The sequence below is a fragment of the Streptomyces sp. NPDC004266 genome (assembly GCF_042874095.1).
Classification (GTDB): domain Bacteria; phylum Actinomycetota; class Actinomycetes; order Streptomycetales; family Streptomycetaceae; genus Streptomyces.
In genome coordinates, this window is sequence record NZ_JBIAMM010000006.1 from 306,355 (window position 1) to 322,584 (window position 16,230).

At 74.0% G+C, this 16,230-nt stretch carries 17 protein-coding genes; 10 read left to right on the top strand and 7 right to left on the bottom strand.

Annotated elements, in window-relative coordinates:
• Positions 1-120: 120 nt before the first annotated feature.
• Complete coding sequence (locus tag ACFYUZ_RS17480) at positions 121-1,239, top strand: spore photoproduct lyase family protein (RefSeq protein ID WP_389310300.1); 1,119 nt, start codon at positions 121-123, stop codon at positions 1,237-1,239.
• Between the two features lie 266 nt (positions 1,240-1,505).
• The gene (trxA, locus tag ACFYUZ_RS17485) at positions 1,506-1,871 is read left to right on the top strand and encodes a thioredoxin (protein ID WP_030692309.1); all 366 of its coding nucleotides are present in this window, start codon (positions 1,506-1,508) and stop codon (positions 1,869-1,871) included.
• A 133-nt stretch (positions 1,872-2,004) separates the two neighbouring features.
• Here the strand turns inward: trxA and ACFYUZ_RS17490 are convergent, their stop codons facing one another.
• The 3 genes from ACFYUZ_RS17490 to ACFYUZ_RS17500 all read right to left on the bottom strand — a co-directional run bounded on the left by ACFYUZ_RS17490 (position 2,005) and on the right by ACFYUZ_RS17500 (position 4,805).
• A complete protein-coding gene (locus ACFYUZ_RS17490) occupies positions 2,005-3,192 on the bottom strand; it encodes a thiolase family protein (protein ID WP_389310018.1) in 1,188 nt (395 codons plus the stop codon).
• A gap of 153 nt (positions 3,193-3,345) precedes the next feature.
• Entirely contained in the window at positions 3,346-3,615 is a 270-nt protein-coding gene (locus ACFYUZ_RS17495) for a hypothetical protein (protein ID WP_389310021.1), read from the bottom strand.
• Between the two features lie 155 nt (positions 3,616-3,770).
• Positions 3,771-4,805 carry a LacI family DNA-binding transcriptional regulator gene (locus tag ACFYUZ_RS17500; protein ID WP_389310023.1) on the bottom strand — a complete coding sequence of 345 codons (1,035 nt, stop codon included), beginning with the start codon at positions 4,803-4,805 and terminating at the stop codon, positions 3,771-3,773.
• Positions 4,806-4,960: 155 nt separating this feature from the next.
• Here ACFYUZ_RS17500 and ACFYUZ_RS17505 point away from each other — a divergent pair, with 155 nt between their 5' ends.
• The 4 genes from ACFYUZ_RS17505 to ACFYUZ_RS17520 all read left to right on the top strand — a co-directional run bounded on the left by ACFYUZ_RS17505 (position 4,961) and on the right by ACFYUZ_RS17520 (position 8,777).
• Positions 4,961-6,241: an MFS transporter gene (locus ACFYUZ_RS17505; protein WP_389310026.1), complete on the top strand. Its 1,281-nt coding sequence runs from the start codon at positions 4,961-4,963 to the stop codon at positions 6,239-6,241.
• Between the two features lie 79 nt (positions 6,242-6,320).
• Positions 6,321-7,028, top strand: coding sequence for an alpha/beta fold hydrolase (locus tag ACFYUZ_RS17510; protein ID WP_389310029.1), 708 nt, complete (start codon positions 6,321-6,323; stop codon positions 7,026-7,028).
• Between the two features lie 14 nt (positions 7,029-7,042).
• A complete protein-coding gene (locus ACFYUZ_RS17515) occupies positions 7,043-7,273 on the top strand; it encodes a hypothetical protein (protein WP_225802569.1) in 231 nt (76 codons plus the stop codon).
• Positions 7,274-7,355: 82 nt separating this feature from the next.
• Positions 7,356-8,777 carry a flotillin family protein gene (locus ACFYUZ_RS17520; RefSeq protein ID WP_389310031.1) on the top strand — a complete coding sequence of 474 codons (1,422 nt, stop codon included), beginning with the start codon at positions 7,356-7,358 and terminating at the stop codon, positions 8,775-8,777.
• Between the two features lie 64 nt (positions 8,778-8,841).
• On the opposite strand, the gene ACFYUZ_RS17525 is transcribed toward ACFYUZ_RS17520, so the two are convergent.
• Positions 8,842-9,012 carry a hypothetical protein gene (locus ACFYUZ_RS17525; RefSeq protein ID WP_177181548.1) on the bottom strand — a complete coding sequence of 57 codons (171 nt, stop codon included), beginning with the start codon at positions 9,010-9,012 and terminating at the stop codon, positions 8,842-8,844.
• A gap of 77 nt (positions 9,013-9,089) precedes the next feature.
• On the bottom strand, positions 9,090-9,920 hold the full coding sequence (locus tag ACFYUZ_RS17530; protein ID WP_389310034.1) for a TIGR02452 family protein: 831 nt from the start codon (positions 9,918-9,920) through the stop codon (positions 9,090-9,092).
• A gap of 210 nt (positions 9,921-10,130) precedes the next feature.
• Between ACFYUZ_RS17530 and egtA the strand changes: the two genes are divergently transcribed.
• Genes egtA through egtD form a run of 4 tightly spaced genes read left to right on the top strand, consistent with a single transcriptional unit; the run spans position 10,131 to position 14,420 of the window.
• A complete protein-coding gene (gene egtA / locus ACFYUZ_RS17535) occupies positions 10,131-11,390 on the top strand; it encodes an ergothioneine biosynthesis glutamate--cysteine ligase EgtA (RefSeq protein ID WP_389310036.1) in 1,260 nt (419 codons plus the stop codon).
• Complete coding sequence (gene egtB, locus ACFYUZ_RS17540) at positions 11,387-12,706, top strand: ergothioneine biosynthesis protein EgtB (RefSeq protein ID WP_389310039.1); 1,320 nt, start codon at positions 11,387-11,389, stop codon at positions 12,704-12,706. The genes egtA and egtB overlap by 4 nt, the downstream gene beginning before the upstream one ends.
• Positions 12,706-13,458 carry an ergothioneine biosynthesis protein EgtC gene (gene egtC, locus ACFYUZ_RS17545; protein ID WP_389310041.1) on the top strand — a complete coding sequence of 251 codons (753 nt, stop codon included), beginning with the start codon at positions 12,706-12,708 and terminating at the stop codon, positions 13,456-13,458. Before egtB ends, egtC begins: the two co-directional genes overlap by 1 nt.
• Entirely contained in the window at positions 13,455-14,420 is a 966-nt protein-coding gene (gene egtD, locus ACFYUZ_RS17550; RefSeq protein WP_389310044.1) for an L-histidine N(alpha)-methyltransferase, read from the top strand. The genes egtC and egtD overlap by 4 nt, the downstream gene beginning before the upstream one ends.
• On the opposite strand, the gene ACFYUZ_RS17555 is transcribed toward egtD, so the two are convergent.
• Complete coding sequence (locus tag ACFYUZ_RS17555; protein ID WP_389310046.1) at positions 14,315-15,364, bottom strand: lysophospholipid acyltransferase family protein; 1,050 nt, start codon at positions 15,362-15,364, stop codon at positions 14,315-14,317. The two genes, egtD and ACFYUZ_RS17555, sit on opposite strands and share 106 nt — an antisense overlap.
• Positions 15,361-16,161 carry a GNAT family N-acetyltransferase gene (locus ACFYUZ_RS17560; RefSeq protein ID WP_389310049.1) on the bottom strand — a complete coding sequence of 267 codons (801 nt, stop codon included), beginning with the start codon at positions 16,159-16,161 and terminating at the stop codon, positions 15,361-15,363. The genes ACFYUZ_RS17555 and ACFYUZ_RS17560 overlap by 4 nt, the downstream gene beginning before the upstream one ends.
• Positions 16,162-16,230 lie beyond the last annotated feature (69 nt).

Genomic DNA, 16,230 nt, shown 5'->3' on the forward strand with positions numbered 1-16,230 from the left:
CGGGGAAGCAGAACCGGGCGGCACTGAGGGATCGGGACGGAGGGGAGCGAAGTGGGCAGGCGACGAGGCACCGGGGAACCGGAGCGGCAGCCCGAGGGACTGTTCGGGGTGGAGGACCTCATGGCCGCGGCCGCGCCGGCCGCGGCGGAGGCGGACCGCCCGTTCCGTGACGGACCGGAGGCACGGCGGCTCCTGCGGGTGACCGAGATCCACGCGGAACCCGCCGCCGCCGCTTCCTGGAGGGGACGCCAGATCATCGCGCGCTTCCCCGACGCCCGGCTCGTCGAGACGGACTCCCACTGGCGCATCCCGCACCTGCACGGCAACGAGGGGAACGTGCAACGCTGGGTGCGGACCAAGCGGGAGACGCTGGTCCTCGGCGAACGCGCGTCGTTCGCGATCCGGCCGAACGGACGGTCCGCCGACTGGATCGCGCCGGGCCTGTCCAACGGCTGCGCCATGGCCTGCGCGTACTGCTACGTCCCCCGGCGCAAGGGATTCGCCAACCCCGTCACCGTGTTCACCAACGTCGACCGCGTCCTCGGCAGCCTCCGGCGCCACATCACCGCCACCGGCCCGAAGACCGAACCCAACCAGTGCGACGAACGGTCCTGGGTCTACGACATCGGGGAGAACGGCGACTGCTCGGTGGACGACCTGATCAGCGACAACACCGCCGACCTCGTCCACGCCTTCCGCCACTGGCCCACGGCCAAGGCCTCCTTCGCGACCAAGCTGGTCAACCCCGACCTGCTGCGGCTCGATCCCCAGGGCCGCACCCGCATCCGGTTCTCCCTCATGCCGCCCGGGGACTCCCGCCTCCTCGACATCCGGACCAGCCCCGTACCCGACAGGATCGAGGCGGCCGCGGACTTCGTGGACGCCGGGTACGAGGTGCACTTCAACCTCTCCCCGGTCGTGATCCGCCCCGGATGGCGGCAGGCCTGGGACGAGCTGCTGCGCATGATGGACGACGTGCTGCCGCGGCGGGTGAAGGAGCAGAGCGCGGCGGAGATCATCATGCTCACCCACAACCAGGGCCTGCACGAGGTCAATCTCGGCTGGCACCCCCGCGCCGAGGACGTGCTGTGGCGGCAGGAGCTCCAGGAACCCAAGCAGTCGGAGAACGGCGCGTGGAACGTGCGGTACCGCACGGCGGTCAAGCGTGAGGCCGTCGAGGCCCTCTCCCGCATGATCGGGGCCCGCGCGCCCTGGCTGCGCGTGCGCTACGCCTTCTGATCCGGCCGGCGAAGGGGCGGCCGACGCCCACGGCCCATCGGTCGGTTCCTGCCGACGCACCTGCCGGGCGGAGGCGATCCGGACGACGGCGGAAGGAAGCGCTCCGTCCGTCCGTCACCGTCCGTGCGCCGTTTCGCTTGATGGCTGATCACGACGCAGTCCTCGCGCGTTCGCGAGGTTAGGCTCGCCATGACGCCACAGCGTTCCCGTGCCGTCTCGGGCATCAGCCGGAATCCCATCATTCACGCACGTCGGAGGCAGACAGCATGAGCACCGTAGAGCTCACCAAGGACAACTTCGACGAGATCGTGAGCGGGAACGAGTTCGTGCTCATCGATTTCTGGGCTTCGTGGTGCGGCCCCTGCCGTCAGTTCGCCCCCGTCTTCGAAGCGGCCTCCGAGCGGCACCAGGACCTCGTCTTCGCCAAGGTCGACACCGAGGCCCAGCAGGAACTGGCGGCGGCGTTCGAGATCCGCTCGATCCCGACCCTGATGATCGTCCGCGACAACGTGGCCGTCTTCGCACAGCCCGGCGCCCTGCCGGAGACCGCACTCGAAGACGTCATCGGACAGGCCCGACAGCTGGACATGGACGAGGTCCGCAAGTCCATCGCGGACGCCCAGCAGAAGTGACCCACCACGGGAGGGGTACGGGAGACCCTCCCGCACCCCTCCCGCCGGTCCGAACCCCGCCACGGGACCCGTCACAACCCCTGACCGACCCGCCACCGCTCTTCGCGGGCCCGCCACGGCTTTCCGCGGGCCGTCAGCGCTCCAGAACCAGCGCGAGGCCCTGACCCACGCCGATGCAGAGCGCCGCGAGGCCCGTGCCGGAACCGGCCGCGGCGAGCTGGTGCGCCACCGAACCGGCCAGACGGGCACCCGACGCACCCAGCGGGTGCCCGATCGCGACCGCTCCGCCGCGAGGATTCACGATCTCGGGGTCGAGTTCCGGCCATTCCGCGAGGCAGCCGAGCGACTGGGCCGCGAAGGCCTCGTTGAGCTCGAAGGTCGTCAGGTCCGCGAAGGAGCGTCCGGCCTTCTCCAGGGCCCGGCGGACCGCCGCGACCGGGCCGAGGCCGAAGAGCTGGGGCTCGATCCCGGTGACCGCGGAGGTGCGGATCCGGGCGAGGGGCTCCCGGCCGGTCTCGCGCAGTCCGTCCTCGTCGACGAGGAGCAGCGCCGCCGCGCCGTCGTTGAGCGGCGAGGAGTTGCCCGGGGTGACCGTGCCGCCCTCGGGGCGGAAGGCGGGCTTCAGCTTGGCGAGGGCCTCCATGGACGTGTTGTCGCGGATGCACTCGTCGCGGGTCAGCTCCACGCCGGGGTAGGGGACGACCTCGTCGTCGTACAGCCCCTTCGCCCAGGCCTCGGCCGCCTTGCGGTGGCTGGCGAGGGCGAAGGCGTCCTGCTGCTCGCGGGTGATGCCGTGCTTGTCGGCGACGAGTTCCGCGCCCTCGCCCAGCGCGACCGTCCACTCGGCGGGCATCTTCGGGTTCGTCATGCGCCAGCCGAGGGTCGTGGAGTGGAGCTGCTGGTGGCCGGCGGGGAAGGCCCGCTCGGGCTTCTGCAGGACCCAGGGAGCGCGGGACATCGACTCGACGCCGCCCGCGATCGCCACGGAGGCGTCACCGAGGGCGATGGCGCGGGCGGCCTGTATGACGGCCTCCAGGCCGGAGCCGCAGAGGCGGTTGACGGTGACGCCGGGGACGGTGACGGGCAGTCCGGCGAGGAGGACGGCCATGCGCGCGACGTCGCGGTTGTCCTCGCCCGCGCCGTTGGCGTCGCCGAAGTAGACGTCGTCCACGCGCGCGGGGTCGAGCGCGGGCGAGCGGTCGACGAGCGCGCGGACGACATGGGCCGCGAGGTCGTCGGGGCGCACGGAGGCGAGGGCACCCCCGAACTTCCCGATCGGAGTGCGGACGGCGTCGACGATGTAGACGTCGCGGATGCTCATCGGTTCTCTCTCCCACGTGACCTGCGAACGGCTCTGTTCGCCTGGTGAAGCAGTCTTCGCCCCATCGGGCGCGCAGAGTCTCTGCCCGGCGGCCCCCCGTGTCAACGGGCCGTTTCGGGACGGACCGGGCCGACGGCGGGGAAGTGCGCGGGTTCAGCCGCGTGCGGCGGGGCGCACCAGGGCCGTGAGGCCGTAGTCGAGCTCGCGGCCGTCGACGAGGAGCGCCTCGACGGTGCCCGTCTCGAGGTCGATGTCGGCCCGGATGCCGTGTCCCTCGTAGATCGGGTAGCCCGACTCGCCGTGCCGTCCGGTGGCCTCGACGACGGCCGAGCGGACGGCGCTGTCCGCGACGGCGGCGCCACCGCGGTCCTCGACGTGCTCGGGCACCAGCAGGATCTCGAACCGCTTCGGAACAGTGCTCATGCACCGAAGCTAAGCGCTGGGCGGGACTCGCGCCGGACGACGCCCCTGGAGGACGGTGACTCGGCCGGCGCCGGACGACGTCTTGGGGGGGGCGGTGGCTCGGGCTCGCACCGGACGACGTCCCGGGTGCCCGGGGCTCTCGGACGGCCGGGGCCTCAGCTCGACTCCCGTCGCACGACCCGGGAGTCCAGCAGGGAGCGGGAGACCGGCGGGGCGTCCGGTTCCCGCACGGCGCGGTCGACCAGTTCCGCCAGCTCGCGGCCGAGCACCATGTCGATCCGTACGGTGCTGAGCCGGGGCCGCAGCAGCCGGCCGAGGAGCAGGTCGTCCGCGCCGACCACCGCGGTCTCCCCCGGTACGGAGATCCCGGCGTCCTGGAGCGCCCGCATCAGGAGCATGGCGTACTCGTCGTTGTACGCGAAGACGCCGTCGAGCCCGAGCCCGCGCCACCGTGCGGCGAGCTCGGCCGCCGGCTCCTCCTCGTACCGCAGCGGCAGGGGCACGACGGTGGCGCCGGCCTCCTCGGCCGCGCGGCGCGCGCCGTCGAGGCGGGGTCCGGAGAACATCGCGAGGCCGGGCTCCTCGGGCACGACGACGCCGATCCGGCGCCGGCCGGTCTCCAGGAGGTGCTCGGCGGCCACCTCGCCGACCCGCCCCTGCTCCAGGACGAGGGCGTGGGTGCCCTCCACGCGCTGGGTGCCGAGGGTGATCACGGCCCGGGCCCCGGACCGCTTGAGGATCTCGACGCCCTGCCCGGTGAGCTCGACCTCGCCGAGGGAGACCACGGCCACCGGCCGCAGCTCGGCCCAGGCGCGGGCGGCCTCCTCGCCCTCCAGGCCGACGCTGCCGTACTGCACGACCGTGTAGTCGAGGCGGCGCAGGGCCCACTGGAAGTCGTTGAAGAACTGGCTGTAGAGCGGCCCGACGGGGACGTGGGAGCTCGGGATCAGCACCATGCGGCTGTGGCCCGCGCGCAGGCTGCGGGCGGCGGCGTGCGGCACGTAGCCCAGCTCCTCGGCCGCCTCGCGCACCCGCTGCCGGGTGGGCTCGCTGATGCGGACGGCCGAGGTGTTGTTCAGGACGTACGAGACGGTGGCCCGGGAGACGCCCGCGAGGCGCGCGACATCGGCGCTGGTGGGGACCGCCCGCCCGGAGGGGCGTTCGGGGGAGTGTTCGGTTGGCTGGCTCATCGATCCGGCATCTTTCCAGAACAATCCGGCGCAGGGTCTGGCGGATGGCCGGATTTGAGTGCTACACAGTGCCCACACGTGTCACTGACACGTGTAACCCTACCGCTCCATCCGCTTCTCGCCCCCGCATCGGGCGATCTCCTCAGGAGGGCAAAGTGGCCCTTTCCTCCCCCGGGACCGGCCCCGACACGGGCGTCCCCGGCCCCGCCACCGACCCGGCCGCCCCCGGCTCCCCCACGGCCCCCCGGCCGACGCGCGGCCTGCTGCCCCTGCTGCTCACCGGCAACACCGCGATGTACGCCCTGTACATCGGCGTCCCCGGCATGCTCCTCGCGCTCCAGATCGAGGCCATCGACCCGGCCGACAAGGTGGCGAACTTCGGCCTCGTCTCCGGCATATCCGCGATCTTCGCCACGGTCTTCAACCCGGTCGCGGGCGCCCTCTCGGACCGTTCGGGCCGCCGCAACCCCTGGATCCTCGCCGGCGGCCTGCTCGCCCTCCCGGTGATGCTGCTCCTCGGCAGCGTCCACACGATCCTGCTGGTCGCCATCGCCTGGTGTCTGGGCCAGGCCGTCATGAACGTCTACCAGGCCGCCCTCACCTCCGTCGTCCCCGACCGCGTGCCCCTGGCCTCGCGCGGCAAGGCCTCGGCCGCCGTGGGCCTCGGCCTCCCCGTCGGCTCCACGATCGGCGCCCTCGTCGGCGCGGCCTTCTCCGAGCACTACCGCACCGGCTACCTCGTCTTCGGCGCGATCGTCGCCGCCACCGCCGTGCTCTTCACCGCCTGCGCCCGCGAGGAGCGCATGCCCCCCAGGGCCCCGATGCCGGTCAAGGAGCAGATCGCGGCCTTCGGCAGCGCCCTCGGGAGCCACGACTTCCGCTGGGCCTTCATCGGCCGCGCCCTGCTCATCCTCGGCTACTTCGCCGTGGCCGGCTTCCAGCTGTACGTCCTCAAGGACCACACGGACCTCCCCACCGGGCTGAGCCCCGAGGAGGCCGTGGCGATCCTCACGCCGCTCAACTCGGTCGCCATGGTCGTCTCCACCGTCCTCGGCGGCTGGCTCTCGGACCGGTTCGACCGCCGCAAGCTCTTCGTGGGCGCCTCCGCGGCGCTCGCCGCCCTGGCGCTGCTCGTCCCGGCCCTCTCCGCGAGCTGGACCGCCATGCTGGCCTTCTCCGTCGTCAACGGGCTCGGCTTCGGCTGCTACATGGCCGTCGACACCGCCCTGGTGACCATGGTCCTGCCCAAGGCCGAGGACGCCGCGCGGGACATGGGCGTCCTCAACGTCGCCAACGCCGGCCCGCAGATCGTCGCCCCCTTCGTGGCCTCGCTCATCGTGTCGCTGAGTGGCGGATACACGGCGCTCTTCCTGGTCGCGGCCGTACTGTCGGTACTCGGCGCGCTGGCCGTGCGCCCCATCCGCAGCGTGCGCTGACCCCGCGTCGGCCGCGCCCCGTCCGCAGCGTGCGCCGGCTCCGTCGGCGCCCGCCGAACACCGCAGGAGAGGCGGCACCGTGCGCCTGCACACGACCACGTGGGGATCCGGTGACCGGACGGCCCTGCTCGTCCACGGCATCATGGCCGACCACCGCACCTGGCGCCGGGTCGGGCCGGCCCTCGCGGAGCGCGGCTACCGGGTGATCGCCGTGGACCTGCGGGGGCACGGGGCGAGCGACCGGGCCGCGGGCCCGGAGGCGTACCGGCCGGAGGACCACGCCGACGACCTCGTCGAGTCCCTCCCGGCCGGTGCGGAGCTGGCGATCGGCCATTCGCTCGGCGGGCTCGTCCTGGCGCGGGCGGTGGAGCGCCTGGCGCCGGCCCGAGCGGTGTACTCCGACCCGGCCTGGCACCTGGCGGCCGGCCCCTGCGGCTACCGGGCCGAGCTCTTCGTCCGGGGCAAGGCGATGACCCGGGAGCAGATCAGGGGGTTCAACCCGCACTGGTCGGACGAGGACGTCGACGCCGAGATGGCGTCGGTGCGGGACTGGGACGAGCGGAGCGCCCACGGCCTCACGGAGTTCGTGGGAGCCGATCTGTGGCCGGACCGGCCCGTGGTGCCCTCCCTCGTCACCCTCGCCGATCCGAGCACGCTGGTCCGGCCGGAGCACGCCCGGATGCTGGCGGCCCGCGGATTCGAGCTCCGCACGGTGAAGGGGGCGGAGCACACGATCCACCGGGAGGACTTCGACGGGTTCATGTCCGCCCTGGACGGGTGGATCTGACGTACCGTTCAGCCATGGACGACACGTCGATGGACAGCTCGATGGTGGGACTGCTCGGCCGCGTGACCGGCACCGTCGGTCCCGGCCTCGTCGGCGAGGTGATCGTCCGGATCCGCGGCGGCGCCGAGCACTTCCTCGCGTATCCCGCCTCGCCGAAGGAGCGGATCGAGGTCGGCACGGTCGTGATGGTCATGGAACATCTCCCTCCACGCACCGTCTATGTCACAGCCGCGTACGACAGTTGACCGAACCGTTGAGCCGCGCCCGCCACGGGCGCACACTCCCTTCACCGGATCCGCACGGCTCCGGTGAAGGGGGACCTTGTCCATGGGCATCGGCATTCTGGCGGGGGCCGTCGTCGGCGCCATCGCCGTTCTGATCGGTGTGTTCAAAATGATGTGGCGCGTCGCGGAACCCAACGAGGCGCTGATCATCTCCGGTTCCAACCACAAGAACGAGGGCCTCGGCGACGGCATGGGCTTCCGCATCGTCACCGGCCGCGGCACCCTCGTGCTCCCCGGCGTCCAGGCGGTGCGGAAGCTCTCGCTGGACCTGAACGAGACGCAGCTGTCCGTCGAGTGCGTCACCCACCAGGGCATTCCGCTCAAGGTCCGCGGTGTGGTGATCTTCAAGGTCGGTGACGACTTCGTGTCGATCGCCAACGCCGCGCGCCGCTTCCTCGACCAGCAGAAGCTGATGAGCGAGCGGGTGCACATCGTCTTCGCCGGTCATCTCCGCGCCATCGTCGGCGGGTTGACCGTGGAGGACATGATCCGTGACCGGGAGAAGCTGACCGGGCAGGCGCGTTCGGCCTGTGGCACGGAGATGGAGAAGCTCGGTCTGATCGTCGACTCGCTGCAGATCCACGAGATCGAGGACCCCACCGGGTACATCAAGAACCTGGCCGCCCCGCACGCGGCCGCCGTCCAGCGGGACGCGCGGATCGCGCAGGCGGAGGCGAACCGGCGGGCGACCGAGGCCGAGCAGCAGGCCGCGGCGCGCATGTCGGAGGCGACCCGCGACAGCGAGATCCTCCAGGCGGGCTACCAGGCCGAACGGGACCAGGCCTCCGCCCGGGCCCGGCAGGCCGGCCCGCTCGCCGACGCCGCCTCGCGCCAGGAGGTCGTCGTCCAGGAGACCCGGGTCGCCGAGCTGGAGGGCCTCCGCAAGGAGCAGCAGCTCCAGGCGGAGGTCCGCAAGCCGGCCGACGCCATGGCGTACGAGACCCGGACGCTGGCCGCGGCCGAGCGCGACGCCCGGATCTCGGCCGCCGAGGCCGAGGCGAAGGAGACGGAGCTGGCGAGCGCGGCCAAGGCGACGGCGACCCGGCTCACCGGTGAGGCGGAGGCGGCGGCGCAGCACGCCAAGGGACTCGCGGTCGCCGAGGCCACGCGCGCGAAGGGCCTGGCGGAGGCCGAGGCCATCAAGGCGCGGGCGGCGGCGCTCGCGGAGAACCAGGAGGCGGTGGTCGCGCAGCAGCTGGCCGAGAAGTGGCCGGAGATCGTCTCCGCGGGTGCCTCCGCCTTCGGGAACGTCGACCAGATGGTGCTGCTCAACGGCGCCGACGGCATGGCGGACGTCTTCGCCAAGGCGCTGACCATGGGCGGGACGGGTCTCGGTCTGGCCCGGCAGCTCCTCGCCACGATGAGCCCTGCCGCGCAGGAGAAGCCGGGCGGGGCGGCGCTGTCGGTGCCGCCGGCTCAGCGTACGGAGAAGAGCGTGGAGATCCCGGTCGCCGACGGGCAGTGAACCGCGTGCGGGAGGGCCCGGTGCCGTCGCGGCACCGGGCCCTGTCGTGCCATCCGCTCGGCCTCTAGTTGTGGCCGAACCTGCGTTCCTTGCGGTGGGACGCGTGCTCGACGAGGGGCATCGGTGCCGCTCTCGTGGGGGTCGGGGCGCTCTTCTCCTTCGCCGCCGCTTCGGTGCGGTGCTCATGGCCGCCGGTACGGGCTCCCCGGTTCGTCCGGGTCTGTTTCTTGCCCACGATCGTGCCTCCCGTGACGGGTTTCGGACGCTGGTCCGTATGTGCTCAGCCTGGCACGGGGGCAGGAGAGTCGCACGTCAGAGCGGGTGCGCGAGGACTTTCCGGAAGGCGGCGAGGGTGGGTGTGCCGGCGGAGCGGTCGAGGACGGCGAAGACGACCTCCTCGAAGTGCCCGGCGAACCGGCCGTCGCCGGTGAGCAGCGTCTTGAACGCGCCGGCGACGTCCTCCGGGGCGTTCTGGAACACCCCGCAGCCCCAGGCGCCGAGGACGAGCCGTCGGTATCCGGCCACGGCCGCCGTCTCCAGGACCCGCTCGGCGCGGGACGCGAGCGCGGCCGGCAGCCGGTGCGCGAGGCCGGGGGTGCGGCGGCGGACCACGCCCGCGTTGGGCGCGGGAGAGGTGAGGAAGCCGACCGTGAAGGGCTCGGCGAGCAGCGCGCCCCGGTCGTCGCGGAAGACCGGGACGCGGGGCGAGTGGATGACCCGGTCGGTGTAGAAGGCGTCCCGCTCCTCCCGGTGGTGGGCGTAGTAGTCGGGGGCGCGCAGCAGGGTCGCGTGGAGGGCGGAGGACCGGCAGAGCGCCTCCTCCTGCGCCTGGGCGCCGTTGAGGTAGCCGCCGCCGGGGTTGCGGGCGGAGGCGAAGTTCAGGACGGCGACCGGGCGGGCGGGGTCGGTCCCGGTCATCCGGCGGGCTGCCGCCAGGCTGCTCTCGGGGGTGACGTCGAGGGTGGGCGTCCGGTCGGTGTCGGGCGTGACGGCGATGGGCTCGGGGCCGTGGAGGCGGGTTCCGGCCAGGGCGGCCTTCAGGTCCTCGCCGAGGGAGACGGTCCGGCCGTCGGGGGCCCGGTAGTGGCCCGCGGCAACGATCTCCTCGGTCTGCCGCGCGAGGGCGCGCAGTCGTGCACTCATGGTCTCAGGATGATCGTTTCGCCCCGGACGGGACAACGGGATTTCCGTGGAGGCCCGCGAGGGCGGGGTATTTCGGCCGAGCAGGGGCACAAGGGGCGCGTGAGGGCCGTGCGAGGCGCTCTTGCACGGCGGTCGGTGGTGGCTTTAGGTGGAAGCAGCGGTTCACCGGGCGGGTCCCCGCGGGGACCCCGAGGACCAGGAGGTGCACGGATGTCGCCGAGCGGCATACGGCGCGGCGGCCCCCCTCTCACCGAGGCGGAGGCGGAGGACCTGCTGCGATGTATCTGCTTCAAGACCGGCCCGCCCCGCACGGTGGGGGTGGAGCTGGAGTGGCTCGTGCACGAGCTGCGGGACCCCCGGCTTCCCGTACGGCCGCCGAGGCTCGCGGCCGCGCTGGACACCGTACGGGCGCTGCCCCTGGTGTCCGCCCTCACGTTCGAACCCGGCGGGCAGCTGGAGCTCAGCTCGCGCCCGGCCGGCTCCCTCATGGAGTGCCTCGACTCGCTCGCCAGCGACCTGGCCGCGGTGCGGGCGGCGCTCGGGCCGCTCGGCCTGACCCTCAGCGGTTACGGGGTGGACCCCTGGCACGCGCCGCGCAGCCGGGTCCTGCACGAGCCGCGGTACGACGCGATGGAGATCGCGCTCGGCCGGACCGGGCCGGCCGGGCGGGCGATGATGTGCGAGTCGGCCTCGGTGCAGGTGTGCCTCGACGCCGGTCTGGAGGAACCCGGCCCGCTCGGTTACCACCGGCGCTGGCAGCTCGCCCATCTGCTCGGCGCGGTGCTGGTGGCCGCCTTCGCCAACTCCCCGGTGCACGGCGGTCGCCGGACCGGCTGGCGCTCGACGCGGCAGGCGCTGTGGGCGGAGCTCGACCCCCGCCGGACGCTCGCGCCGCCGCCGGACGGGGAGCCGCGCGCGGAGTGGGCGGCGCACGTCCTGGACACCCCGGTGATGTGCGTACGGGCCGAGGAGGGTCCGTGGGCGGTGCCGGAGGGGCTGACGTTCCGGCAGTGGCTGCGGACGGGCCTTCCCCGGCCGGCCGACGCCGACGACCTGCGCTATCACATGACGACCCTGTTCCCGCCGGTGCGGCCGCGCGGGCACCTGGAGCTGCGGATGATGGACGCACAGCCCGGCCCGGACGGCTGGATGGTGCCGGTGGCGGTGACGACGGCCGTCTTCGACGACCCCGAGGCGGCGGAGACCGCGTACCGGGCGGTGAAGCCCCTCGCCGAGCTGGCGGCCCCGGGGCCCGCCCCGCGCAATCCGCTGTGGCTGGCGGCGGCCCGTGACGGTCTGGCCGATCCCGAGCTGCACGCCGCCGCCCGCGCGGTGTTCTCCGCCGCGCTCGACGCGCTGCCCCGGATCGGGGCGAGCGAGGGGGTGCGGCGGGCGGTCGCCGCCTTCCACGAGCGGTACGTGATCCCCGGCGGCTGCCCGGCCGACGACCTCCAGGTGGTGACGCCATGACCGCGACCGACACCGGGCCCGAGGCCCTGCGGCGGCGGGCCCTCGACGCCCTCACCGCCGCGCGGGACCGTACCGCGCTCCTCACCTCCTGCGTGGAGGACGGCGAACTCACCGCACAGCACTCGCCCTTGATGTCACCGCTCGTCTGGGACCTGGCGCACATCGGCAACCAGGAGGAGCAGTGGCTGTGGCGGGCCGTCGCGGGCCGCGAGGCGCTGCGGCCCGAGATCGACTCGCTGTACGACGCCTTCCAACACCCGCGCGCCTCCCGTCCGTCGCTGCCGCTGCTCGCCCCCGGCGAGGCGCGGGCCTATGCCGCCGACGTGCGGACCCGGGTCCTCGACGTGCTGGAGAGCACCCCGCTGGAGGGGCGGCCGCTGGTGGACGCCGCTTTCGCGTTCGGGATGATCGCGCAGCACGAACAGCAGCACGACGAGACGATGCTGATCACCCATCAGCTGCGGAAGGGGCCCGCCGCCCTGACCGCTCCCCCGCCGCCCGCCCCGCGGTCCGGCCCGCTGCCCGCCGAAGTGCTGGTGCCCGGGGGGCCGTTCACCATGGGCACGTCGGACGAGCCGTGGGCCCTGGACAACGAACGGCCGGCGCACCCCCGTCTCGTCCCCGCCTTCCACATCGACACCACGCCCGTCACGAACGGCGCCTACCTCGCCTTCATGGCCGACGGCGGCTACACGGACCGGCGATGGTGGCGGCCGGAGGGCTGGGCGCAGATCCGGGAGCACGGCATCACGGCCCCGCTGTTCTGGCGGCGGGACGGCGGGCAGTGGCTGCGCCGCCGGTTCGGGGTGACGGAGCCGGTGCCCGAGGAGGAGCCGGTCCTGCACGTCAGCTGGTACGAGGCGGACGCCTACGCGCGCTGGGCGGGGCGGCGCCTCCCGACCGAGGCGGAGTGGGAGAAGGCGGCCCGCCACGACCCGGTCACCGGGCGCTCCCGCCGTTACCCGTGGGGCGACGCGGATCCCGGCCCGGAGCACGCGAACCTCGGGCAGCGGCACCTGCGGCCCGCGGCGGCGGGCAGCTATCCGGCGGGCGCCTCGCCCCTCGGCGTGCGGCAGCTCATCGGGGACGTGTGGGAGTGGACCGCCAGCGACTTCCTGCCGTACCCGGGGTTCACGGCCTTCCCGTACAAGGAGTACTCGGAGGTGTTCTTCGGGCCGGAGCACAAGGTGCTGCGCGGCGGTTCGTTCGCGGTCGACCCGGTCGCCTGCCGGGGGACCTTCCGCAACTGGGACCTGCCGGTGCGGCGCCAGATCTTCTCCGGCTTCCGGACGGCGCGCAGCGCGGAGCTCGACTGATGTGCCGTCATGTCGCCTACGTGGGCGGGCCGGTGGCGCTGGGAGAGCTGCTGGTCCGGCCGCCGCACGCCCTGCTGCGCCAGTCCTGGGAACCCCGTACGCAGGACAGCGGCGTGGTGAACGCCGACGGGTTCGGCGTCGGCTGGTACGCCGAGGGGGACCCGGTGCCGGCCCGGTACCGGCGGACCGGCCCGATCTGGGGCGACCTGTCCTTCGCGGACCTCGCCCGGGTGGTGCGCGCCGGGGCCTTCCTCGGGGCGGTCCGGGGGGCCACGTTCCCCGGCGCCGACGGGGAGGCCGCGGCGGCGCCGTTCGCCGCCGGGCCCTGGCTGTTCAGCCACAACGGCGCGGTCGACGGCTGGCCCGACTCCCTCACGGCGCTCGCCGGGACGCTGTCCGCCGGTGAGCTGCTGCGCCTGGAGGCGCGCACCGACTCGGCGCTGCTCTGGGCGCTCGTGCTGCACCGGCTGCGGGCCGGGGACGCGCCGGGGGCGGCGCTCGCCGAGACCGTGCGGGAGGTCGCGGCGGTGTCGCCCGCCTCCCGGCTGAACCTGCTGCTCACCGACGGCGAGCGGATCGCCGCGACCGCCTGGCGCAACAGCCTCTGGTACCTGGCGGGCCCCGGCCTGGTGGCCGTGGCCTCCGAACCGTACGACGACGATCCGCGCTGGCGGGAGGTGCCGGAGCACACGCTCGTCACCGCCGACCGCACGGATGTCACCCTCACCCCGCTCAAGGAGCCGCCCGCGTGAGCCCGTTCCAGCTGACCCGCACCCTCGCCCCGGACGCCGCCGGCGCCGATCTCCGTGCCGACGTCCTGCACGGTCTGACCCGCTCCCCCAAGGAGCTGCCGCCCAAATGGTTCTACGACGCCCGGGGCAGCGAGCTCTTCGAGGAGATCACCCGGCTGCCCGAGTACTACCCCACGCGCGCGGAGCGGGAGATCCTGGTCGCGCGGGCACCGGAGATCGCCACCGCGACGGGGGCGCGGACCCTGGTGGAGCTGGGGTCCGGTTCCTCCGAGAAGACGCGGTTCCTGATCGACGCGCTGCTGCCGGGTCTGGAGGCGTACGTGCCCGTGGACGTGAGCGAGTCCGCGCTGACCGGGGCGGCGGAGTCGCTGCTCGCGGACCGGCCGGAGCTGGGGGTGCACGCGCTGGTCGCCGACTTCACGCGGGGGCTCGCGCTGCCGGGGACGCCGGGGCCGCGCCTGGTGGCCTTCCTCGGGGGCACGATCGGCAATCTGCTGCCCGCCGAGCGCGGCACCTTCCTGCGTTCGGTCCGCGCCCTGCTGACGCCGGGTGACGCGCTGCTGCTCGGCACGGACCTGGTGAAGGACGAGGAGACGCTCGTGGCCGCCTACGACGACAGCGCCGGGGTGACGGCCGCCTTCAACAAGAACGTGCTGTCCGTGATCGACCGGGAGCTGGGCGCGGACGCCGATCCGGCCGCCTTCGACCACGTGGCGGTGTGGGACGCCGAGCGGGAGTGGATCGAGATGCGGCTGCGGGCCCGCCGCGCGCTGACCGTGAAGATCCCGGAACTGGATCTCGTGGTGCCGTTCGCGGCGGGCGAGGAGATGCGCACGGAGGTGTCGGCGAAGTTCCGTCAGGCGGGTGTACGGGAGGAGCTGGCGGCGGCGGGCCTCGAACTGGCCCGCTGGTGGACGGACGACGAGGGCAGGTTCGCCCTGTCCCTGGCCACGGTCGGCTGAGCGAGGGCCGGGGCGGCCTGCGGAGCCGCCGTGGGCCGGGCGGCGGCTTCTCGGGTGACTCGTCGGGCGGCGGCTTCTCGGGTGACGGCTCGTTGGGCGGCGGCGGCCAGGGCCCGGCGGTCTGGATGCTCACTACTGGCTATCGGATCCAGTAGTCGAACACGGGCGACGATCCGCCGCGCGGTGACGACCCGCCACAGGGACGCGCCCAGCGGATCGTCCCCGACGTACGCGGCGGCCCGGGTGGGCCGGTAGTCGATCCGCACCGGCAGCACGGCGCAGCCGCTGTCCAGGGCGGCCTGGAACGCCGCCGGGCGGAAACGCCCCCCGGCCCGCCCGCACCAGGTCGATCCCTCGGGGAAGACCACCACCCGGCCCCCTCCGGCGAGCACCGCGGCCATGGCCCGGACGGTGCCGGGCAGGGCCCTGAGCCGGTCGCGGTCGATGAAGAAGGTGCCGCCGAGCGCGGCGAGCGGGCCGAGGACGGGCCAGCGGCGGACCTCCGTCTTGGCCACCATGCGGCCCGGCAGCACGGCCGCGAGGAGGGGGATGTCCAGCCAGGAGACGTGGTTGGCCACCACGAGGAACGGTCCCGTGACCGCGCCGGCCGTCCCCTCGTACCGTGCGCGCACCCCGAAGGCGCGGACCACCGCCCGCACCCAGCCCCGGACGAGGGCGAGCCGGACGGCCGCGGGGAGCAGCCCCGCGGCCGGGGCGAGCAGGACGCCGAGGAGGACGGTGCCGGTCCCGGCGGCCAGCCGGGCCACGGCGAGGACCGTACCGGCCCGCTCGTCCGGACCGCCGGGCCCGGGCTCGGGCTCGGGCTCGGGCTCGGGCTCGGGCTCGGGCTCGGGCTCGGGCTCGGGCTCGGGGTGGGCCGCGCAGCGGCCCGGGGTGCAGGGCGCCGTGGGGAGCCACGGCGTGAGGGCCGGGAACCCGTTCACCGCGCCGGGACGAGCGACAGGAAGTGGTCGAGGTAGCGCGGGTTGGTGCGGCGCAGCGAGAGCAGCACGTAGAGGTCGGCGACGCCGAAGTCGGGGTCGTGCGCGGGGGCGCCGCAGACCCAGGCGCCGAGCCTCAGGTAGCCGCGGAGCAGCGGCGGGAGTTCGGTGCGGCCCTCGGGGCGGGCGATGCCGTCGGGGCTCCACAGCTTGTGCGGGGTGACCCAGTACTCCTCGGGGGCGAGGTGCTTGGCCTTGACGGTGTCCCAGGTGGCGGCGGCGAGGGTGCCGCCGTCGGCGAGCGGGACCGAGCAGCAGCCGGCGAGCCAGTCGTGTCCGGTGCGGGTCATGTAGCGGGCGAGGCCGCCCCAGATGAGGGCGATCACGGCGCCGTTGCGGTGGGCGGGGTGGACGCAGGAGCGGCCGACCTCCACCAGGTCGTGCCGGACGGGGGCGAGCCTGGTGAGGTCGAACTCGCTCTCGGAGTAGAGGCGCCCGGCGACGGCGGCCCGGTCGGGCGGCAGGAGCCGGTAGGTGCCGACGACCTCGCCGGTGCTCTCCTCCCGTACCAGGAGGTGGTCGCAGTACGCGTCGAAGGCGTCGGTGTCGAGGCCGGGCTCGGGGCCGTCGAGCCGGGCGCCCAGCTCGCCGGCGAAGACCTGGTGGCGCAGCCGCTGGGCGGCCCGGACGTCCTCCTGGTCCCGGGCGAGACCGACGACGTACCGGGGCGTGGGCTGCTCGGCCGGGACCTGGGGCTGTGCGGGCGCGGCCACGGCGAGCGTGGGCGTCGGTGCGGACATGGCGGGCTCCTCCGGCGGGACGGAAGGGTGAGGGCGGGACCGGGCCGCGTGAGCGGTGGCCCGGCTCCT